This is a genomic window from Streptomyces sp. NPDC088194 (assembly GCF_040702025.1).
Lineage (GTDB): Bacteria > Actinomycetota > Actinomycetes > Streptomycetales > Streptomycetaceae > Actinacidiphila.
In genome coordinates, this window is record NZ_JBFBIV010000025.1 from 19,875 (window position 1) to 39,691 (window position 19,817).

A 19,817-nucleotide genomic window follows, 5' to 3' on the forward strand; every position below is an offset into this window, starting at 1 on the left:
CGTGAAGGCGACACACCTGCTCCGGGCGGTCGCCCGGCGGGTGGCGGCGGCCGTGGCAGTGCTCCTGGGCGCCGCCACGGTCGCGTTCGCCGCTCTGCAACTCATCCCCGGCGACCCGGTGACCACCATGCTCGGCCCGTTCAGCTCCGCCTCACCGGAGGTCCGCGACCGCATCCGCGCCCAGTACGGCCTGGGCGAACCGGTGTGGCAGCAGTACCTGCACTACCTCGGCCACCTGCTGCGCGGGAACCTCGGGGAGTCCTACCAGGTGCAGCGCCCGGTCAGCTCGCTGATCAGCGGCCAGCTCGCCCCGACCGCGCAACTGGCCCTGGCCGCGCTGGCGGTGGCCCTGCTGCTGGCCGTGCTCAGCGCCACCGCCACCGCCGGACGGCGCCCGGTGCTGCGCGGCGCCGCGTCGCTGCTGGAACTGCTCACCGTCTCCAGCCCGTCGTACTGGACCGGCATCCTGCTGCTCACCGTGTTCTCCTTCCACTGGCAGCTGTTCCCGGTGGCCGGCGCGCAGAACGGCACCGCGCTGGTGCTGCCCGCGCTGACCCTGGCGCTGCCCATGACCGGCGTGCTGGCCCAGGTGCTGCGCGAGGGGCTGGAGACCGCGCTGCACGAGCCGTTCGCGGTGACCGCGCGCTCCCGGGGGCTGAGCACCACCGCGGTACGGCTGCGCCACGCGCTGCGGCACGCGGCGCTGCCGCTGATCACCCTGACCGGCTGGCTGGCCGGTTCGCTGCTGGGCGGCGCGGTGCTGGTCGAGACGGTGTTCGGCCGGCCCGGCATCGGCGCCCTCATCCTCCAGGCGACCACCAACAAGGACATGCCCCTGGCGATCGGTCTGGTGCTGCTGTCCGCCCTGGTGTTCGTCGTGCTCTCGACCCTGGTGGACCTGCTCTACCTGGTCATCGACCCCCGGCTCAGGACGGACCAGGTGACACCGTGACCGTGCTCCCCACCCTGGAGTCCGCTCCGCATCCGCCGGCCGCGCCCGCGGCCCGCGCCGGGCGCCGACCGCGCCCCCGTACCCTGCTGCTCGGCGCGGCCGTGCTCTTCCTCGCCCTGCTGGTGGTGGCCGCCGCGGCGCCGGGACTGTTCACCGGGAACGCGCCCGACACCACCGACCCGCTCCAGGCGCTGCGGCCGCCCGGCTCTGGCCACTGGTTCGGCACCGACCAGCTCGGCCGCGACCTCTACACCCGGGTCGTCTACGGCACCCGGCTGTCGCTGCTGCTCGGCGCCGGCGCCACCGCGCTGTCCGTGCTGGCCGGCGCCGCCCTCGGCCTTGCCGCCGGGCTCGGCGGGCGGGTGGCCGACCAGGTCCTCATGCGGGTCGCCGACGTGCTGCTGGCCCTTCCGCCGATCCTGCTGGCCCTGCTGGCGGTCGCCGTCCTCGGCAGCGGCACCGTGAACGTCGCGATCGCCATCGCGGCCGCGTTCGCCCCCGGTTACGCCCGGATCGTCCGCGCCGAGACCCTGGTCGTGCGCCGCTCCGGCTACGTCGAGGCCGCCACCACCCTGGGCCTGTCCCGGCCGGTCCTGGTGTGGCGGCACGTCGTGCCCAACGCGCTCGGCCCGCTGCTGGTCCTGGCCACCGTCGGCTTCGGCTCCTCGCTCATCGCCGCCTCCGGGCTGAGCTTCCTGGGCCTGGGACCGCAGCCGCCCACCGCGGAGTGGGGCGCGATGCTCGACCAGGGCCGCGACTTCCTGCAGACCGCCTGGTGGCTGGGCATCTTCCCCGGCGCCGCCATCACCGCGACCGCGCTGGTGGTCAACATCGTGGGCCGCCAGGCCCAGGCCCGCTTCACCCGGAGGACCGGCCGATGACGCCCCTGCTCACCGTCGACGGCCTCGACGTGTCCTTCGGCGCGCTGCGCGCCGTACGGGAGGTCTCCTTCACCCTCGACGCCGGCGAATGCCTCGCCGTGGTGGGCGAGTCCGGCTCCGGCAAGAGCGTCACCGCCCGCGCCCTGGTCGGGCTCGCGGGAGACGGCGCGCGGGTACGCGCCGGGACGCTGTCGTTCGACGGCCACGACCTCACCCGGCTGCGCGAGCCGCAGTGGCGGCGGCTGCGCGGGCGGCGGGTCGGCCTGGTCCTCCAGGACGCCCTGTCCTCGCTCGACCCGCTGCGCACCGTCGGCGCCGAGATCGCGGAGCCGCTGCGCGTGCACGGCGTGGCGGCCCGCCAGGACCGCGCCGAGCGGGTGCGGGAACTCCTCGCCGATGTCGGCGTACCCGAACCCGGGCGCCGCGCCGCGCAGTATCCTCACCAGCTCTCCGGCGGGCTGCGGCAGCGCGCCCTGATCGCCTCGGCCATCGCCGCGGGCCCCGACCTGCTCGTCGCCGACGAGCCCACCACCGCCCTCGACGTGTCCGTGCAGGCACAGATCCTCGACCTGCTCGACCGGCTGCGCCGCGAGGGCACGGCGCTGCTGCTGATCAGTCACGACCTGTCCGTGGTGGCCCGGCTCGCCGACCGGGTGGCGGTGATGTACGGCGGGCGGATCGTCGAGACGGGCACCGGCCGGCGGGTGCTGGAACGGCCGCGCCATCCCTACACCCGGGCGCTGCTGGACGCGGTGCCGGCCCTGCACGCCAAGGGCACCCGGCTCTCGGTGCCCGCGGTGCCGAGACCGCACGCCGGCCCGGACGGCTGCCCCTACGCCCACCGGTGCGCGGCCGCCGACGAGACCTGCCGCACCCTGCTGCCGGTCGTCTCCGGCGCGGACACCGCGGTCTGCCACCACCCGCTGGACGGGCCGGAGTCGGAGCAAACGCCGGTACGCACGCCGGTGCGCACGCCGGCCGTGGCGCGAAGCGCGGCGCGCGACCGCAGGCCGCCGGGCGCGGCCGGGCGCGCGGAGGACCTCGCGGAGCGGGCGCCGCTGCTGGAGGTCGACGCGGTGTCGAAGGGCTTCCGCGGCCCGGACGGCTCGGTGCACCACGCGGTGCGTGACGTCTCGCTCCGCCTGGGCGCGGGCGAGGCGGTCGGCGTGGTCGGCGAGTCCGGCTCGGGCAAGACCACCGTCGCGAGGATCATCCTCGGCCTGCTGCCGCCCGACACCGGGCAGGTGCGGTTCGACGGGCGGCCGTGGAGCGGGGTGCCGGAGCGGGAGCGCCGCGCCGCGCGTCCCCGTATCCAGGCGGTGCAGCAGGACCCGCTGGGCTCGTTCGACCCCCGCTACAGCGTGGAGCGGGTGGTCGGCGAGGCCGTGGCCCGGGCCGGGGTGCGCGGCCGCGCCGGACGCCGCACGCGGGCCGCTGAGTTGCTGGACCGGGTGGGGCTGCCCGCCGCGGTGCTGCAACGCCGTCCCGCCGAACTGTCCGGCGGGCAGCGCCAGCGCGTGGCCATCGCCCGCGCGCTGGCCACCGCGCCCGACGTGGTGGTCTGCGACGAGCCGGTCTCGGCACTCGACGTGTCGGTGCAGGCGCAGATCCTCGATCTGCTCGCCGACATCCAGCACGACCTCGGGGTGGCGCTGCTGTTCATCTCCCACGACCTCGGCGTGGTCCATCACGTCAGCGACCGGGTCGTGGTGATGAAGGACGGGCAGGTGGTGGAGAGCGGTCCGGTGGAAGCCGTCTTCGCCGCACCCTCGCACGCCTACACCCGCACGCTGCTGGCGGCAGCGGCGCCCACCGCCACGTCTCCGGCTGACGCCGAACCACCGGCGACCGCGGCGTCCCGGCCCGCCGGTTCCGCCTGACCCCGGGCGGGGACACGGCAGCGGCCGAGGCCGCGCCTTCGGCTACGACCGCACACCTCAAGGGCCCTGGGGCCACGGGAACATCCGTGGACCCAGGGCCCTTTGCGCTGTCAGCCGCCACTCGGGAGCCGCCCGGGACGCCAGGTGGACGCCGTACGCACGCCGCTCGGGCGCCGGTCGGACAGCGTACGCACGCCGTACGCGCGCCGCTCGGGCGCCGGTTCCGCTCCGGTCGCGGTGCCGTCAGGCCCCGGCGGCCTCGGGCTGTGCGGCGGTGTCGGCCGGGGCCGGGCGGGCGGGCGGCGGCACGAAGTCCTTCTGCCGGATCAGCAGGGCGCTGAGCACCGCCGACACCAGCGCCACGACCGCGCCGATCCACAGGATCAGGTTGAGCCCGCTGGCGAAGCCGTGGTGCTCGCTGCGGGTGGTGAACACGGTGCCGAGCACCGCGATCGCGGTGGCCAGCCCGACCTGCCGGGCGGTGGCGTTCACCCCCGACGCCACACCCGCCTGGGCCGGGGCGACCACACCGACGGCCGTGGAGGCCAGCGGCACGGTGACCATGCCCGCGCCCGCGCCGGAGACGATCATCCCCGCCAGCAGGTGCGTCCACGTCGAGGAGTCCTTCACCCCGGTCATCAGGGCGATGCCGACGGCGATGAGCACGAAGCCGACGCTGATCATCAGCCGTACCGGGACCGCGGAGCTGAGCCGCCCGGCGGTCGTGGACGCCACGAACATCGCCCCGGTCAGCGCGAGCAGCCGCAGGCCCGCCTGGGCGGGGCTGAAGTGCAGGTCCTGCTGGAGGTAGAGCACCAGGTAGGTGATGAGCGCGTAGATCGAGGCGTTGAGCCCGAACGCGGCCACCAGCCCGCCGTTGAAGGTGGGCTTGCGGAACAGCGACAGGTCCAGCATCGGGTGGGTCGCCCGCCGCTCCAGCAACAGGAAGGCGGCCAGCAGGACCGCGGCACCGACCAGCGTCCCCCACACCTTCGCCTGCGACCAGCCGTCGGCGGCGTTGATCAGGCCGTACAGCAGGAGCGAGAGCCCGGCGCTGAAGAGGACGAAGCCGGTCCAGTCGGGGCGGGCCGCGGTCGGGTTGCGGGACTCCTCCAGCTTCAGCAGGGTGATCGCGACGACCGCGATGCCGATCGGGACGTTCACCCAGAAGATCCAGTGCCAGCTCAGCCCGCTGGTGAGCGCGCCGCCGAGCACCGGTCCGACCGCCACCGCGATGCCGAGGACCCCGCCGTAGATCCCGAACGCCAGGCCGCGTTCACGGCCCTGGAACGCCTGGCTCAGCAGTGCGAGCGAGGTCGCCCACACCACCGCGCCGCCTATGCCCTGGCCGGCCCGGGCCAGCGCCAGGAACAGCGGGCCGGTGGCGAGGCCGCACAGCAGCGAGCCGATCGTGAAGACCGCGGTGCCCACCGCGTACAGCCGGCGCCGCCCCCACAGGTCCGCGAGCGAACCGCCCGTGAGCAGACCCGCCGCCAGCGCCAACGCGTAGGCGTCGATGACCCATTGCAGATCCGACAGCGACGAGTGGAAGTCGTCCCGGATGTCGGGGAGTGCCACGTTCACGATGGTGATGTCCAGGACGAGCATGAACACTCCGGCCACGACGGCCACGAGCGTCCACCATTTGCGTGCCATGCGTGATCTTCCTTTCGTGTCCGGGCAGGCCGGATCGGCCGGCCTGCCCGGCTGGGTGTGGGTGTCGCGGGTCTGCGCCCGTCCGGCTCTCGGGCCCCTCGGCCCCCAACGGGACGGCGCGTCGGCGCGCGGGCGTCACGCGTCAGGGGTCGGGCGTCGGGTGACGGATGTCAGGGGTCAGTGGTCAGTGATCAGGCGTCCAGGCGTCAGGCGTCAGGCGCGGACGAACTCGGCGCGCACCAGGGGCATCACCTCGGTGGCGAAGCGCTCCCGGGTCTCGGGGTGGGTCAGCCCGAACAGCAGCGGGAAGGTGAAGCCGGCCCGGACGACGGCGACCAGCTGTTCCGCCACGTCCTGCGAGGAGCCCGCGAGGACGTGGCCGGGGACGCCGCGCCGGCGTTCCAGCAGCACCTGCACGTTGCAGGCACAGGTGATGGTGTCCGGGTCGCGGCCGGCCGCGCGGGCCGCGGCCCGCACCTTGTCGCGCAGGCCCACCGCCTCGGCCAGGCCCAGGCGTTGCAGCGACGGCAGCCAACCGTCCGCCAGCCGCCCGGTGACCTCCAGGGCCCGCGGGCCGTAGGTGCCGAGCCAGATCGGGACGGGGTGCGCCGGCCGCGGCTCGATCCGCGCGTCGTAGACCGCGAAGTGCCGGCCCACGAACGTGGTCGTCGGCCGCTGCCACAGCGAGTTGATGACCTGCACCGCCTCGTCGAGGGCGGCGACCTTCTGCCCCGGGGTGCGCGTGCTCAGGCCGAACGCGGCGAACTCCGCGTCGTAGCCGCCGTTGCCCAGCCCGAGCACCAGTCGGCCGTGCGAGAGCCGGTCGAGGGTCTCGGCCATCTTCGCGAGCACGGCCGGCGCGCGGTACGGCAGCCCGAGCACGTCCGTGGCCAGGGTGATCCGCTCGGTCGCCGCGGCCAGGAAGCTCAGCGCGGTCCACGGCTCCCAGGTGTCGCGGTCGCCGTGCAGGTGGTCGCTGAGCGCGAACAGGTCGAAGCCCAGCCGTTCGGCGTCGCGCGCCTCGGCCACCAGGTGCTCGGGGTCGGGCCCCTGGTAGTGCGAGACGACGCCGAAGCCGAGGTGCTGTCCGGTGAGGGTGCTCATCGCGCTGCCCCTTCGGTACGGGACGCGTCGGGCGCGTCGGCGGTACGGGACACGTCGGCGGCATCGGCACGGCCCGCCCGCGGACCGGCCGGGTCCTGGGCGTCCGGGCCGTCCGGGCCGTCCGTGGCGAACGGGTACGGGCCCGCCACCACCGGCCGGTCCGGGTCGGCCGACCACGCCGACCACGAGCCGGGGAAGAGGGCGGCGTCCGGCAGGCCGGCACGCTCGACGGCCAGCAGGTTGTGGCAGGCGGTGACCCCGGAACCGCAGGAGAACACCACCTCCTCGGCGTCGGCGGCGCCCAACTCCTCGAAACGGCGGCGCAGTTCCTCCGGCGAGCGGAAGGTGCCGTCGGCGGCCAGGTTCTCCTGCCAGGGAGCGCTGAGTGCCCCGGGCACGTGGCCGGACCGGGTCTCCCCGGCGTGCGCGTCGGCTCCGGAGTAGCGGCCGGCGGCGCGGGAGTCCAGCACCAGCGCGTCCGGTGCGCCCGCCGCCCGGGCGACCTGGTCCGCGTCGCGCAGCAGCGCGGCCGGCCACGGCGTCACGCGGCGCGTGACCGGCGCCCGGCGCACCGGGCCGGTGTCCAGCACGCCGGGCCATCCGGCCAGGCCGCCGTCGAGGAGCGCGGCGGCGCGGCCGGTCCGCCGCAGCAGCCACACCAGGCGGGCGGCGAACCCGCCGCCCTGGTCGTCGTAGGCCACCACCACGCTGTCGTCGGCGATGCCGAGCCGCCCGAGCCGTGCGGCGAACTCCTCGGGGGCGGGCAGCGGATGGCGCCCGCCGGACGGGGTGGCCGGTGCGGCCAGGTCGGTGTCGACGTCCACCCAGAGGGCGCCGGGGATGTGCCCGCCGAGGTAGGCGTCGTATCCGGAGCGCCCGTCGAGGTACCAGCGGACGTCGGCGAGCACCAGCGCGTCGTCCCCGTCGGCCCTTTCGCGTACCCATGCGGCCGGGACCACCGGCGGTACCGGCTGTGCCACCGCGTCCGCCCGTATCGCGCTCACGCCTTCCCTCCGACCGGCTCGGCCGCCGCGGCCGCGAGCGCCGAGGGCGCCGGGGGCCGGCCGCCGACGGTGCCGCCCGTGGGGCGGTCCGCGCCCAGACCGGCCACCTGCGGGATCACCTCGGCGGCGACCAGTTCCATCGCCCGCGCCACCTTGCCGTGCGGGATGCCGCCGATGTCGATGGACAGCAGGTGGAGGTCGTGACCCCACAGGTCGTGCAGCCGGCCGAGCTTGTCGACCACCTCCGCCGGGCTGCCGCAGATCGCCGAGCCCGGTCCGACCAGGTCGTCGAAGTCGAAGGCGAACGGGCGGGCGCCGGCCGGCAGTTTCGCGCCGCGGAAGTAGTTGCCGTAGTACTCCCGCCACTGCTCGCGGGCCTCGGCGGTGGTGTCGGCGACGAAGACATGGCTGGCGGCGCCGGTCCTGGCCTGCTCCGCCGGGCGGCCGGCGCGCTCCCACAGCTCGCGGTAGAGCCGGAACATCGGCGCGTGCGTCTCGGGCGGCCGGGCGGTGGTGCCGAAGACCATGGGCAGCGCGGACTCGACCGCCAGGTGCACCGACTCGGGGCGGGAGCCCCCGCTGACCCAGATCGGCGGCCGGTCCTGGTGGAGGCGGGGCTGTACGCGCACCGCGTCCAGCGGCGGGCGGAACGCGCCCTCCCAGGTCACCTCGGGCTCTTCCTCGGACCACAGGCGCAGCAGGAGTTCGAGGTTCTCCCGCTTGCGGTCGGCCTTGCTCTCCGGGGGCTGGGCGAAGACGGTGTAAGGGTCGGGGAAGAACGAGGCGCCCGCGATGAGCTGGAGCCGCCCGTGGGAGAGCAGGTCGAGCGTGGCGTAGTCCTCGGCGACCAGGACCGGGTCGCGGTTGGCGACCAGCGTGGTGCCGGTGGCCAGGGTGATCGTGGAGGTCCGGGCGGCTATCGCGGCCAGCACCACCGGCGGCGCCGATATGACGTCGCGCTCGCCGAAGTGGTGCTCGCCGACCGTGAACCAGGAGAAGCCCAGCCGCTCGGCGAGCACCGCGGCACGCACCACCTCGTCGAGGCGTTCCGCCTGGGAGACGCGGTGCCCGGTATAGGGGTCGCTGAGTAGGGTGCCGAAAGTGATAGTGCCGATGTCCATCGCACGGTCCTTAGCCAGGTGAAGGAAAGCCCTGAAAGTAAAGTACAACGTGCATGGTAAATTGGGCAACGGACGACCGACCGCAGGAGGCCCCCCTGAGCACCTCACCGACAGCCCACGCCACCCCCGCCGCCCCGGCGACGCCGGTGCGCCCCGGTCCGGCCCGCACCGGCGGGCGGGCGGGGAAGCGCCAGGCCATCACCCAGGGCGCCCGGACCGTCTTCGGCCGGGAGGGCTACAGCCGCACCAGCATCGAGGCCATCGCGGCCGAGGCGGGCGTGTCCACGCGCACGATCTACAACCACTTCGAGGGCAAGGAGCAGCTCTTCTCCGACGTGGTCCACGACAGCGCCGGCCAGGTCGCGGACGCCTTCATCGCGACGGTCGAGCAGCACGTGACCGGGACCGACCCGCGGACCGATCTGCTGGCGCTCGGCCGCGCCTTCGTCGGCCAGCGCACCCAGTTCCCCGAGCACTTCGCGATGGTGCGGCAGATCAAGGCCGAGGTGCAGCACTTCCCGCCGGCCGTGATCGACGCCTGGCAGCAGGCCGGACCCCAGCGCGTGCAGCGGGAGGTCGGCCGCCGGCTCCAGCAGCTCGCCGACGGCGGCCTGCTGCGCATCCCGGAACCGGCCCGGGCCACCGTGCACTTCATCGCCCTGGTGACCTCGGAGATCACCATCCGCCCCTACGGCAGCCCGTCCCTGAGCCCGGCCCAGGTCCAGGACCGCGTGAGCCGCGGGGTCGACGCCTTCCTGCACGGATACGGCGCCGGCGCCCCGACCGCGTGAACGGACGCGTGCGGGCGCGAACCCGGAGCCACCGGGTGCGCGCCCCGCTCATCCGCGGTCGGGCGACACGCTCCAGGGTCAGGCGCCGTGCTGGGACAGGTAGTCGGTCAATCCGGTGTCCGCGGCGTCGCGCGGCGCCGCGGCGGTGGTGTTGACCGTCGCCTCCCAGGAGTGCGCGCCGCCGGTCACCACGACCACACCGGCGTACACACCGGTCCGCGCCCCGGCGTCGTTCGTGCAGCTGAAGCGGGTCTTGCGCCGATCGCCCCAGCGGCAGGACCGGCCGAGCCGGTCGAAGGAGCCGAAGACCGACCGGGTTCGGCCGGCCGAGGACGTGAGCCGCTGGATCGTGACGGTGTCCCCGCGGCCCATCGCGTCGATGCTTCCGGTGTAGGCGCAGCCGAAGCCCTTGGTCTTCCGCGACGTCACCGTCAGCCCGCTGATCCGGCTGACCTGCGCCGGGGTGAGGCCGACCGCCGCGCAGCCGGTGGCGCCCGAGGGCACCGCCGGAGTGCTGCCGGACGGCGACCCCGACGGCGACCCCGACGGCGAGCGATCCCCGGGCGCGGACGAGCCGGTCGCGCTCGGGCCGGCCGGCGAACTCGCTGCGGGGGCGCCCGCGGAGTGCGAGGACCCGCCGCCCCCGCCGCTCCCACCGCACCCGCTCGCGGCGATCAGAACGGCGCACCCGGCGATCACCCGGTTCCAGCGGCCCACCCGCATGGCCGGGAACACTACCAACCCGAACATCGCCGTGCCGCCCTCTCCCCGCACCGCACGATGGTCGCGGCCGCGGGGAAGGAGCCGCAGGGGTAGGAGCCGCGGCCGGGGGAAGCCAGCCGGGCCTTCGTGGACGCGCCACCGACCGGCCTTCGTGGGCGCGCCGCCGACCGCGTCCTCGTGGACGCGCCACCGACCGGCCTTCGTGGAAGCGCCGCCGCTCAGTCGTCCACCGGCCGCCGCACCCCGGTCGTGGACTCCCCCACCTCCAGCCGGTACGGCGCCAGGTGCACCGCGTGGCGCGGCGGGGTCGCCGCCCCGATCCGGTGGGCCAGCGAGGTGACGGCCAGCGAGGCGATGGCCGCCTTGTCGGGGACCACCGTGGTCAGCGAGGGGGTGGCGTACCGGGCCTCCTCGCTGCCGTCGACGCTGGCGACGGCGATGTCTCCGGGCACCGCGAGACCGGCCTCGTGGAAGGCCCGGATCGCGCCGACGGCCAGCAGGTCGTTGAAGCAGAACACCGCGTCCGGGCGGGCTTCGGCCGGGAGGGCGGCGAGCGTGCGGCCGGCCCGCAGCCCGCTGCGCCGGTCGAACTCCTCCACCGGCGGCGCGAGTCGGGGGTCGAAGGGGATACCCGCCTCGTGCAGGGCGAGTTGGAAGCCCTCCAGGCGCTGCCGGCTGGTCGCCGAGCCCTGCCGGTCCACGCCGACGGCGGCGCACCGGGTCCGGCCGAGGGAGGCGAGGTGGGCGGTGGCCTCGCGGGCGGCGGCCACGTTGTCGATCAGGACGTGGTCGGTCTCCAGCCGCTCCCGGCCGTCCTCCCGCTCGCCCAGCAGCACCAGCGGGAAACCGGCCGTGGTGGCGGCGAGTTGGTCGAAGGGCACCCGGAGCGGGGAGAGGATCACCCCGTCCAGCATGGCCGCGCCGAGCCCGCTGGCCAGCCGCAGCTCCTCCCGGGCGTCGCCCAGCGTCTCCTCGATCAGGACGGTCAGCCCGATCCGGGACGCCTCGGTTCTCACGTGGTGGGCGAGTTCGGCGAAGTAGGGCGTGGCCAGGAACGGCACCGCCAGGGCGATCAGCCCGCTGCGGCCGGTGCGCAGCCGCACCGCCGACGGGTTGGGGCGGTAACCCAGTTCGCTCACCGCGGCCATGACGCGCTCCCGGGTGGCGGGTGCCACTTTCGACATCCCGCGTACAACGTTGGAAACGGTCTTGACGGAGACGCCCGCACGGTCGGCGACATCCTTGAGCCTCACTGCCGTCACGTACCTGACCCTTCTCGAAGTGGCCTCATTGTAGGGCAGTTCATGGCAGACCGCGCCGGTGGCGACCATGTGGGGAAGTCGGCGATGCCCAAAGGGTTGACCCGCGGCACGCGCGCTGGTTACAACGTTGGAATAGCCGGGCGAAGGAGCCGCCGGCCCACCCTTCCGGTGGCTCCGCGCGCCCGCATGCCGTGGGCGCGGGGGCCGACCGCCGCCGTGCCCGCGGTGATCGAGCGGCCGGCCGGCACCCCGCTTCCGCGCCGTTCATGACGTACCGCCAGCCTCACGAGAGGGCCCGTATGTCCCCGCACCGTCCGAAACCCCCGTTGCGCACCGCTGTGGTGGGCACCGGAAGCATCGCCCGAGGAGCCCACCTGCCCGCGCTCGCCACCCTGGCGGGCGAGGGCGCGGTGGAGATCGTCGCCGTCGTCGACGTCGCCGAGGAGGCGGCCCGCGCCGCCGCCGAGGAGTTCGCCGTGGCGAGCGCCTTCACCGACCTCGACACCATGCTGGGCGAGCTGCGCCCCGACCTGGTGGTGCTCTGCACGCCGCCCTCGCTGCACCGGGAGCAGGCGATCGCCGCGGTGCGGGCCGGCGCCCACGTGTGGTGCGAGAAGCCGCCGTGCCCCTCGCTCGCCGACTACGACGCGATGACCGCCGCCGCCGGTGAGGAACCCGGCTCTCCCGCCACGTCGTTCGTCTTCCAGCACCGGTTCGGCTCCGGCGCCCGGCACGTCCGCCGGCTGCTGCGCGAGGGCGCCTTCGGCCGGCCGCTGGTCGCGCACTGCCAGACCACCTGGTACCGGGACGCCGCCTACTACGCGGTACCGTGGCGTGGCCGCTGGGACACCGAGGGCGGCGGCCCCGCCATGGGCCACGGCATCCACCAGACCGACCTGCTGCTGGACCTGTTGGGCCCGTGGCGGGAGGTCCGCGCGATGGCCGCCCGGCTGGTGCACGACGTGCAGACCGAGGATGTCTCCACCGCCCAGGTCCGGTTCGCGAGCGGCGCGGTCGCCACCGTCGTCAACAGCGTGCTCAGCCCCGACGAGGTCAGCCGGGTCCGGATCGACTGCGAGCTGGCCACCGTCGAGCTCACCCACCTCTACGGCTACCGCAACGCCGACTGGCGGATCACCCCCGCCCCCGGCGTCCCGGAGCGGAAGGTCCGGGACTGGAACGACTTCGGCCCCGACGAGCCCAGCTCCCACCTGGCCCAACTGCGCGCCCTGGTGGCGGACATCGAGGCCGCCGCGCCCCACCCGACCAGCGGCGAGGGCGGTCGGCGGGTGGTGGAGTTCACCGCCGCGCTCTACAAGTCCGCCTTCACCGACACCACCGTCCGGGCCGGCGAGATCGGCCCCGGCGACCCGTTCTACGCCGCCATGCACGGCGGCGCCCCCGACCGGCTGCCGGTCGGCGCCCGCGAGGAGGAGCAGGCCGTATGACGCTCTCGCTGACCCACGTGCACGGCGACCGGATCACCGTGGCCCACCAGGCCACCGGTACCGAGCTGTTCGCCTACGTGTACCGCCCGGAGGCCCCCTGGGAGGCGCCCAAGCCGTACCTCCACCCGATCCGCACCCTCGGCGGCGCCCTGGTCACCGACTACCGCCCCAACGACCACCGTTGGCACAAGGGCCTCCAGCTGACCGCCTCGCACCTGTCGGGCCAGAACCTGTGGGGCGGCAACACCTACGTCCACGGTGAGGGTTACCTGGCGCTGCCCGAGCGGATCGGCTCGATGGATCACGTCGGCTTCGACGAGGTGTCCGCCCGGCCGGACGGCGTGGTGATCGCCGAACGCCTGACCTGGCACCCGTACGACGGCTCGCTGTGGGCCGAGGAGGAGCGCCGGATCGAGGTCCGGGCCGACGCCGAGGCCGGCAGCTGGAGCCTGACCTGGTCCTCGGCCGTCACCAACCGGCGCTCCGAGCCGTTGCGGTTCGGCAGCCCCACCACCACCGGGCGCCCCGCCGCCGGCTACACCGGGCTGTTCTGGCGCGGCCCCCGGGCCTTCCGCGACGGGCACGCCTTCACCGCGGACGCCGACAGCGCCGAGCGCGACCTGATGGGTGACCAGGCGCCGTGGCTGGCCTACTGCGGCGAGCACGACGGCCGCGACGGGCACGCCACCGTCGTCTTCGAGCACGCACCCGGCAACGACCACACCGGAGCGAAGGGCACCCACCCCGCGCACTGGTTCGTCCGCACCGACCCGTTCGCCGCCGTCGCCCCCTCCTTCGCCTTCCACGAGGAACTGGTCCTCGATCCCGGCGAGGAACTGGCCCGCCGCTACCGCGTGCACGTCGCCGACGGCGCCTGGGACCGCGCGGCGGTCACCGCGCACCTGGAGCGGCACCCATGGTGACCACGGCCTACGACGGGTTCCCCGGGGCGGTCGCGGTCTCCCGGCTGACCGTCTACGACTGGCCGACCGTCGACGGCCGGCCCGGCGGCGGCACCCCGCACCTCCACCTGACGTGCAGCGAGGGGTATGTGGTGACGGACGGCGAGGGCGCCGTGCAGACCCTGACCACCTCCGGCTTCGAGGAGACCCCGCTGCGGGCCGGCACGGTGGCCTGGTTCACCCCCGGCACCATCCACCGGCTGGTCAACCACGGCGGCCTGCGGATCACCGTCGTCATGCAGAACAGCGGGCTGCCCGAGGCGGGCGACGCGGTCCTCACCCTGCCCCCGGACCGGCTCACCGACCCCGACACCTACGCGGCGGCGGTCCGGCTGCCCACCGCGGGGAGCGAGCAGGACCAGGTCGTCGCGGCGCGGGCCCGCCGTGACCTCGCCACCCGCCGCTTCGTCGAGCTGCGGGAGGCGGTCGCCGCCGGCGACCCGGAGCCGCTCGCCGCCTTCCACCGCGCGGCGGCGGAGCTGGTGCGGCCCCGCCTCGCCGAGTGGGAGCGCCGCTGGCGCGAGGGCGCCCACGCGGCCGCCACCGCCACCCGCGACCAGCTGGCCGCCCTCGGCGGCGGCGACCCCAGCCACCTCGCCGCCGCCCGCACCCGGGCCGGCGGGCCCACCGCGACCGGACGGTTCGGCATGTGCGGCCGGCTCGACGTCTACCACGACGCCTGAGCCGACCCGTTCCCTCACGTCCCCGTTCCCGGCGGGGAGTCGACCGGCCGGTCCGCACCCGGCGCCCGCCCAGGCGCCTGAGCCGACCGGCCGGTCCCCCACCAGGCCCCGGCCGGCGGCGCCCGCCCGCCGCCTCGCGCCACCGCTCCACCCACCCACCCCGGAAAGGCCACCATGCCCGAGCCCCGAAGCGGCCGGCGTCGGTTCCTCCGCCGCCGGGCGGTCGCCACGGCGGTCGCCGCCGGCTGCAGCACCGTCCTGCTGGCCGCGCTCACCTCCTGCGGTGCCTCCGGCGCCGCGGGCCACCACATCACCCTCACCTTCACCTGGTGGGGCAACGACGACCGGCAGGCCCGTACCGAGAAGGCGGTGCGGCTGTTCGAGAAGGCGCACCCCGACGTCACCGTCCAGATGTCCAACGCCGACTTCGGCTCCTACAAGCAGCGGCTGGCCACCCAGGCCGCCGGCGGCGGCATCCCGGACCTGGCGCAGCTGGACTACCGCCAGATCTCCCAGTTCGCCACCGGCGGCGCCCTGCTCCCCCTGGACAGCTACGTCAAGGACGGCACCGTCCACACCGGCGAGATGGACCCGTCGCTGGTGCACACCGGCCACCTGGCCGGCAAGCAGTACGCCCTGCCGATGGGCCGCGGCATCACCGGCTACGTCTACGACGCCACGGTCTTCGCGCAGGCCGGCATCCCCGCGCCGCAACCCTCCTGGACCTGGCAGGACTACGCGGAGGTCGACGCGAAGATCGCCGCGATGAAGCTGAAGTCCCCCGACGGGCGGACCGTGGCGGGCTCCAACGACGGGGGCAGCAACGAGGACGTCTTCGAGGACTGGCTGCGCAGCCACGGCAAGCAGCTCTACGCCGGACCCACCAAGCTCGGCTACACCGAGCAGGACCTCGCCGCGTTCTGGTCCTTCTGCCACCGGCTGCAGAAGTCGGGGGCGCTGGTGTCGGCCAAGGACAGCGCGCAGGCCGACGCGACGGGCATCAGCGCCTTCAGCCGCGGCCTGGACGCCCTCGACTACTCCTGGGACGCCACCTTCACCGGCTTCACCAGCCCGACCGGGCACACGATGCGCTACGCCCCGGTCCCCGGCGTCGACGGCAAGGCGGGCGCCTACTTCAAGCCCACGATGCTGATCGGCATCGGCGCCCACTCCAAACACCCCCAGATGGCAGCCGAGTTGATGGACTTCCTCCTCAACGACCGGCAGGCCGGCGACGTCCTGGGCGTCACCCGGTCCCAGCCGCCCAACCGCTCGATCGCCGCCGAGGTGGACCGGAAGCTGAGCGGGCCGGACCTGAAGGTGTGGCAGTTCGACGAGCAGATGCAGAAGTACGGCGTGCAGCCCCCGCCTGCCGCGCCGCCCAAGGGTGACGTCGCGATCGAGAGCGCCTTCGTCCGCGAGTACCAGCGGGTGGAGTTCGGCCTGGCCTCGCCCGCGAAGGCGGCCCACGAACTCGTCGTCCAGGCGAAGCAGGAGCTGGAGTCATGAGCGTCTCGCAGATCGACGTGCCCAAGCCCGCCGGGCCGGCGGCGGACCGGGCGGACGCGCGCCGGCGCGCCCGCGGCCGCCGCGAGGCGCGCTGGCCGGCGTATGTCTTCCTCACCCCGTGGATGATCGGCGCGGTCGCGGTGACGCTGGTGCCGATGGCGGTGTCCCTCTACCTCTCCTTCACCAGCTACGACATGTTCAACGCCCCGCACTGGGTGGGCCTGCGCAACTACCGGGAGATGCTGTTCGACGACCCGCGGTACTGGCGGTCGGTGCTGACCACCCTGAAGTACGTGGTGATCGCCGTCCCGCTCAAGCTGGCCCTGGCGCTCGGCGCCGCGCTGCTGCTCAAGCGGCTCAGGGCCGGCCGCGGCTTCTACCGTTCGGCGTTCTACGCCCCGTCCCTGCTCGGCGCGAGCATGTCGATCGCCCTGGTGTTCCGAGCGCTGTTCAACGACGGCGGCACCGTCGACAACGTGCTCGGCACCTTCGGCATCCACCTCGGCGGCTGGGTCGGCGACCCGCACCTGGCCACCTTCGTCGTGGTGATGCTGACCATCTGGCAGTTCGGCGCCCCCATGGTCATCTTCCTGGCCGGCCTCCAGCAGATCTCCCCTGAGCTGTACGAGGCGGCGGGGCTCGACGGGGCGGGCGCCTGGCGGCAGTTCGTGTCCATCACGGTGCCGATGCTCTCGCCGGTGGTCTTCTTCAACCTGGTGCTGGAGATGATCCAGTCCTTCCAGGTCTTCACGCCCGCCTTCGTGGTCAGCGGCGGCAACGGCGGGCCGGCCGACTCCACCCTCTTCTACACGCTCTACCTGTACGAGCGCGGGTTCACCGCCTCGCACATGGGCTACGCCTCGGCCATGGCCTGGCTGATGCTGCTCGCCATCGCGGCCGTCACCGCGGTGATGTTCAAGGTCTCCCGGGCCTGGGTGTTCTACGCGGACGAGGCGGAATGATGAACCTGACCATGCGACGCTGGCTGCCCCACACGGTCGCCCTGATCGCGCTGCTCGCCCTGCTCTACCCGCTGCTGTGGCTGCTGGTGACTTCCGTGAAGCCGGCCGACGAGGTGGTGACCAGCGTCAACCTGTGGCCCAGCCACTTCGAGTGGAGCAACTACAGCACCGCGCTGGACGGCGTCTCGGGCGTCTCGGTGACCCGGCTGCTCGGCAACAGCCTGCTGATCAGCCTCGGCGCGGTGATCGGGAACGTGATGTCCTGCTCGCTGGCCGCCTACGCCTTCGCCCGGCTGCGGTTCCGGATGCGCGGCCCGATGTTCGCGTTCACCGTGGCCACGCTGATGCTGCCGCAGCACGTGGTGCTGATCCCGCAGTACATCATCTTTAACAAGCTCGGCATGACCAACACCTTCTGGCCGCTCATCCTGCCGAAGTTCCTCGCGGTGGACGCGTTCTTCGTCTTCCTCATCGTGCAGTTCATGCGGAACCTGCCCAGGGAACTGGAGGAGGCGGCCCGGATCGACGGCTGCGGCCCGTTCCGCTCGTTCTTCCACATCGTCCTGCCGCTGAGCCGCCCCGCGCTGATCACCACCGCGATCTTCTCGTTCATCTGGTCCTGGAACGACTTCTTCGCGCAGATGATCTACCTGTTCTCGCCGCAGAAGGCCACCATCACGCTGGCGCTGCGGAACTTCGTCGACCAGTCGAGCACGTCCGCCTACGGGCCGATGTTCGCGATGTCGGTGATCTCCGTCCTGCCCATCGTGCTGTTCTTCTTCGTCTTCCAGCGCTACCTGGTGCAGGGCATGGCCACGTCCGGACTGAAGAGCTGAGGAGGGTTCCCGATGACGTCGACCCACGTACCCGATCAGGCCCGCCGGGCCCGGCGCGAGCCGGGCGAGGTGTTCGGCTCCGGCTTCACCCTCTTCGCCGACATGCTGCTGGTGGGCGTGGTCACCGCGGTGGCCTGCCTGCCGGTGGTCACCGCCCCGGCCGCGCTCTCCGCCGCGAGCGCCGTGCTGCGCCGGTCCGCCGGCAGCGGCGTCCAGGTCAAGGTGGGCGACCTGTCGGCCGAACTCCGGACCCGGCTGACCCTGGCCACGCTCGCCAAGGGCCTGGTGCCGCCCGCGTTCGGCGTGCTGTTCCTGCTCGACGAGCGGCTGCTGCGCTCCGGGCTGCCTGGGGCCGCCGCGATGGCACCGGTCCTGCTGCTGCTCGCGCTCGGCGCCGCCGCCGTCGGCCTGCGCGCGGTCGCCCTGGACGGGCCGCACCGGCTCTCCGGACGGGAGGCGCTGGCCCGCTCGCTGGCGGACCCGCGCGGCACCGCGCTGCTGGCCGCCGCCGTGGTGCTGGCGGCGCTGCTGCTGTGGGCCCTGCCGGTGCTGCTGCCGCTGCTGCCCGGGCCGCTGGCGTTCGCCGCCACCGCGGTGGACCTGCGGGACTCCGCCGCCCGGCAGGACGGATGACCGGTCCCGCCGGTCGGCGGCCCGGTAAAATTCCCCGCCATGACCTCCGCGCGCACGTTCGCACTGGAACCCACCCCGATCCACGTGCCCGACGAGGTCCTCGACGACCTGCGCGCCCGGCTGCGGCTGACCCGGCCGCCGCTGGACGAGGGGAACGAGGACTGGTCCTACGGCGTACCGGCCGGCTATCTGGGCGAGTTGGTCGCCTACTGGCGGGACGCGTACGACTGGCGCGCGGCCGAGCGCGCCATCAACGCCTACCAGCACTACCAGGTGGACGTGCGGGGTGTCCCGGTGCACTTCCTGCGCAAGCCCGGCCGCGGCCCCCGCCCGATCCCGTTGATCCTCACCCACGGCTGGCCGTGGACGTTCTGGCACTGGTCGAAGGTGATCGACCCGCTCGCCGACCCGGCCGCGTTCGGCGGCGACCCCGCCGACGCGTTCGACGTCATCGTGCCCTCCCTGCCCGGCTTCGGCTTCCCCGGCCCGCTCACCGGCTTCCCCGACGTCAACTTCTGGAAGGTCTCCGACCTCTGGCACACCCTGATGACCGAGACCCTGGGGTACGCGAAGTACGCCGCCGGGGGCTGCGACATCGGCGGGATCGTCACCAGCCAGCTCGGCCACAAGTACGCCGAAGAGCTGTACGGCATCCACATCGGCTCCGGCCTGCCGCTCGACTTCTTCACCGGCCCCCGCGCCTGGGACTTCGCCCGCAACCGGCCCCTCACCGACGACCAGCCCGCCGACGTACGCGCCCGAATCCTCGCGATGGACCGCCGCTCGGCGTCCCACCTCGCCACGCACATGCTCGACGGCGCCACCCTGGCCCACGGGCTGAGCGACTCCCCCGCCGGACTGCTCGCCTGGCTGCTGGAGCGCTGGAACGCCTGGAGCGACAACGGCGGCGACGTCGAGTCCGTCTTCAGCAAGGACGACCTGCTCACCCACGCCACGATCTACTGGGTGAACAACTCCATCGCCACGTCGATGCGTTACTACGCCAACGCCAACCGCTACCCCTGGGCCCCTTCCCACGACCGCACCCCGGTGGTGCAGGCCCCGGTCGGCCTCACCTTCGTCACGTACGAGAACCCGCCCGGCGTGCACTCCGCCGACGCACGCGTCCAGGCGTTCGTCTCCGGCCCGCAGGCGCGGTGGTTCCACCACGTCAACGTCAACGCCCATGACCACGGGGGCCACTTCATCCCCTGGGAGAACCCCGACGCGTGGGTGGGCGACCTGCGCGGCACCTTCCGGGGCCGCAGGCCCTGAGCGCACGGGAGCGCCTGGGGGTACCCGGGAGCACCCGTGAGCTCCCGTGGGCGCCCGGCCCGGCGGTCACGGGCCGGGCCGGGGCTGATTCGCTCATGCGTATGAGCTTGGAAAGGGCACGTCGCGGGGAGGTAC

General features: G+C 74.0%; 18 protein-coding genes. 12 read left to right on the forward strand and 6 right to left on the reverse strand.

Features of this window, described 5'->3' with window-relative positions; all coding sequences use genetic code 11:
- Position 1 precedes the first annotated feature (1 nt).
- Genes AB0399_RS16110 through AB0399_RS16120 form a run of 3 tightly spaced genes read left to right on the forward strand, consistent with a single transcriptional unit; the run spans position 2 to position 3,713 of the window.
- Positions 2 to 952 (forward strand): ABC transporter permease, encoded by a 951-nt coding sequence (locus AB0399_RS16110; RefSeq protein ID WP_366411713.1) that lies wholly within the window; start codon positions 2 to 4, stop codon positions 950 to 952.
- Entirely contained in the window at positions 949 to 1,833 is an 885-nt protein-coding gene (locus AB0399_RS16115) for an ABC transporter permease (RefSeq protein WP_328472732.1), read from the forward strand. Before AB0399_RS16110 ends, AB0399_RS16115 begins: the two co-directional genes overlap by 4 nt.
- The gene (locus AB0399_RS16120) at positions 1,830 to 3,713 is read left to right on the forward strand and encodes an ABC transporter ATP-binding protein (RefSeq protein ID WP_366411714.1); all 1,884 of its coding nucleotides are present in this window, start codon (positions 1,830 to 1,832) and stop codon (positions 3,711 to 3,713) included. Before AB0399_RS16115 ends, AB0399_RS16120 begins: the two co-directional genes overlap by 4 nt.
- A 243-nt stretch (positions 3,714 to 3,956) precedes the next feature.
- Here AB0399_RS16120 and AB0399_RS16125 read toward each other — a convergent pair whose 3' ends face one another.
- The 4 genes from AB0399_RS16125 to AB0399_RS16140 all read right to left on the reverse strand — a co-directional run bounded on the left by AB0399_RS16125 (position 3,957) and on the right by AB0399_RS16140 (position 8,598).
- Complete coding sequence (locus AB0399_RS16125) at positions 3,957 to 5,369, reverse strand: MFS transporter (RefSeq protein ID WP_329362021.1); 1,413 nt, start codon at positions 5,367 to 5,369, stop codon at positions 3,957 to 3,959.
- A 213-nt stretch (positions 5,370 to 5,582) separates the two neighbouring features.
- The gene (locus AB0399_RS16130; RefSeq protein WP_329362022.1) at positions 5,583 to 6,473 is read right to left on the reverse strand and encodes an LLM class flavin-dependent oxidoreductase; all 891 of its coding nucleotides are present in this window, start codon (positions 6,471 to 6,473) and stop codon (positions 5,583 to 5,585) included.
- Positions 6,470 to 7,477, reverse strand: coding sequence for a sulfurtransferase (locus AB0399_RS16135; protein ID WP_366411715.1), 1,008 nt, complete (start codon positions 7,475 to 7,477; stop codon positions 6,470 to 6,472). Before AB0399_RS16135 ends, AB0399_RS16130 begins: the two co-directional genes overlap by 4 nt.
- On the reverse strand, positions 7,474 to 8,598 hold the full coding sequence (locus AB0399_RS16140) for an LLM class flavin-dependent oxidoreductase (RefSeq protein ID WP_329362024.1): 1,125 nt from the start codon (positions 8,596 to 8,598) through the stop codon (positions 7,474 to 7,476). Before AB0399_RS16140 ends, AB0399_RS16135 begins: the two co-directional genes overlap by 4 nt.
- A 53-nt stretch (positions 8,599 to 8,651) precedes the next feature.
- On the opposite strand from AB0399_RS16140, the gene AB0399_RS16145 reads away from it, so the two are divergent.
- Positions 8,652 to 9,389 (forward strand): TetR/AcrR family transcriptional regulator, encoded by a 738-nt coding sequence (locus AB0399_RS16145; protein WP_366411716.1) that lies wholly within the window; start codon positions 8,652 to 8,654, stop codon positions 9,387 to 9,389.
- 78 nt (positions 9,390 to 9,467) lie between these two features.
- On the opposite strand, the gene AB0399_RS16150 is transcribed toward AB0399_RS16145, so the two are convergent.
- Positions 9,468 to 10,139 (reverse strand): hypothetical protein, encoded by a 672-nt coding sequence (locus AB0399_RS16150; RefSeq protein WP_366411717.1) that lies wholly within the window; start codon positions 10,137 to 10,139, stop codon positions 9,468 to 9,470.
- A gap of 191 nt (positions 10,140 to 10,330) precedes the next feature.
- Positions 10,331 to 11,374, reverse strand: coding sequence for a LacI family DNA-binding transcriptional regulator (locus AB0399_RS16155; protein WP_366411718.1), 1,044 nt, complete (start codon positions 11,372 to 11,374; stop codon positions 10,331 to 10,333).
- A 299-nt stretch (positions 11,375 to 11,673) separates the two neighbouring features.
- Between AB0399_RS16155 and AB0399_RS16160 the strand changes: the two genes are divergently transcribed.
- The 8 genes from AB0399_RS16160 (at position 11,674) to AB0399_RS16195 (ending at position 19,682) form a co-directional block, all read left to right on the forward strand.
- A complete protein-coding gene (locus AB0399_RS16160; protein ID WP_366411719.1) occupies positions 11,674 to 12,822 on the forward strand; it encodes a Gfo/Idh/MocA family oxidoreductase in 1,149 nt (382 codons plus the stop codon).
- Positions 12,819 to 13,745: a PmoA family protein gene (locus AB0399_RS16165; protein ID WP_366411720.1), complete on the forward strand. Its 927-nt coding sequence runs from the start codon at positions 12,819 to 12,821 to the stop codon at positions 13,743 to 13,745. The genes AB0399_RS16160 and AB0399_RS16165 overlap by 4 nt, the downstream gene beginning before the upstream one ends.
- A complete protein-coding gene (locus AB0399_RS16170; protein WP_366411721.1) occupies positions 13,739 to 14,467 on the forward strand; it encodes a cupin domain-containing protein in 729 nt (242 codons plus the stop codon). Before AB0399_RS16165 ends, AB0399_RS16170 begins: the two co-directional genes overlap by 7 nt.
- A gap of 174 nt (positions 14,468 to 14,641) precedes the next feature.
- Positions 14,642 to 15,976, forward strand: coding sequence for an ABC transporter substrate-binding protein (locus tag AB0399_RS16175; protein WP_366411722.1), 1,335 nt, complete (start codon positions 14,642 to 14,644; stop codon positions 15,974 to 15,976).
- Positions 15,973 to 16,938, forward strand: coding sequence for a sugar ABC transporter permease (locus tag AB0399_RS16180; RefSeq protein ID WP_328472709.1), 966 nt, complete (start codon positions 15,973 to 15,975; stop codon positions 16,936 to 16,938). Before AB0399_RS16175 ends, AB0399_RS16180 begins: the two co-directional genes overlap by 4 nt.
- Positions 16,938 to 17,774 (forward strand): carbohydrate ABC transporter permease, encoded by an 837-nt coding sequence (locus AB0399_RS16185; protein WP_366411765.1) that lies wholly within the window; start codon positions 16,938 to 16,940, stop codon positions 17,772 to 17,774. Before AB0399_RS16180 ends, AB0399_RS16185 begins: the two co-directional genes overlap by 1 nt.
- 12 nt (positions 17,775 to 17,786) lie before the next feature.
- The gene (locus tag AB0399_RS16190; RefSeq protein WP_366411723.1) at positions 17,787 to 18,407 is read left to right on the forward strand and encodes a hypothetical protein; all 621 of its coding nucleotides are present in this window, start codon (positions 17,787 to 17,789) and stop codon (positions 18,405 to 18,407) included.
- A 39-nt stretch (positions 18,408 to 18,446) separates the two neighbouring features.
- Positions 18,447 to 19,682: an epoxide hydrolase gene (locus tag AB0399_RS16195; protein ID WP_366411724.1), complete on the forward strand. Its 1,236-nt coding sequence runs from the start codon at positions 18,447 to 18,449 to the stop codon at positions 19,680 to 19,682.
- Positions 19,683 to 19,817 lie beyond the last annotated feature (135 nt).

Bases quoted from the DNA above. Each gene is read 5' to 3' on its own strand.
- AB0399_RS16145 (WP_366411716.1), top strand. From the start codon at position 8,652: ATGGTAAATTGGGCAACGGACGACCGACCGCAGGAGGCCCCCCTGAGC.
- AB0399_RS16170 (WP_366411721.1), top strand. From the start codon at position 13,739: ATGGTGACCACGGCCTACGACGGGTTCCCCGGGGCGGTCGCGGTCTCC.
- AB0399_RS16150 (WP_366411717.1), bottom strand. From the start codon at position 10,139: ATGTTCGGGTTGGTAGTGTTCCCGGCCATGCGGGTGGGCCGCTGGAAC.
- AB0399_RS16165 (WP_366411720.1), top strand. From the start codon at position 12,819: ATGACGCTCTCGCTGACCCACGTGCACGGCGACCGGATCACCGTGGCC.
- AB0399_RS16130 (WP_329362022.1), bottom strand. From the start codon at position 6,473: ATGAGCACCCTCACCGGACAGCACCTCGGCTTCGGCGTCGTCTCGCAC.
- AB0399_RS16180 (WP_328472709.1), top strand. From the start codon at position 15,973: ATGAGCGTCTCGCAGATCGACGTGCCCAAGCCCGCCGGGCCGGCGGCG.
- AB0399_RS16195 (WP_366411724.1), top strand. From the start codon at position 18,447: ATGACCTCCGCGCGCACGTTCGCACTGGAACCCACCCCGATCCACGTG.
- AB0399_RS16160 (WP_366411719.1), top strand. From the start codon at position 11,674: ATGTCCCCGCACCGTCCGAAACCCCCGTTGCGCACCGCTGTGGTGGGC.
- AB0399_RS16175 (WP_366411722.1), top strand. From the start codon at position 14,642: ATGCCCGAGCCCCGAAGCGGCCGGCGTCGGTTCCTCCGCCGCCGGGCG.
- AB0399_RS16120 (WP_366411714.1), top strand. From the start codon at position 1,830: ATGACGCCCCTGCTCACCGTCGACGGCCTCGACGTGTCCTTCGGCGCG.
- AB0399_RS16185 (WP_366411765.1), top strand. From the start codon at position 16,938: ATGAACCTGACCATGCGACGCTGGCTGCCCCACACGGTCGCCCTGATC.
- AB0399_RS16190 (WP_366411723.1), top strand. From the start codon at position 17,787: ATGACGTCGACCCACGTACCCGATCAGGCCCGCCGGGCCCGGCGCGAG.
- AB0399_RS16140 (WP_329362024.1), bottom strand. From the start codon at position 8,598: ATGGACATCGGCACTATCACTTTCGGCACCCTACTCAGCGACCCCTAT.
- AB0399_RS16125 (WP_329362021.1), bottom strand. From the start codon at position 5,369: ATGGCACGCAAATGGTGGACGCTCGTGGCCGTCGTGGCCGGAGTGTTC.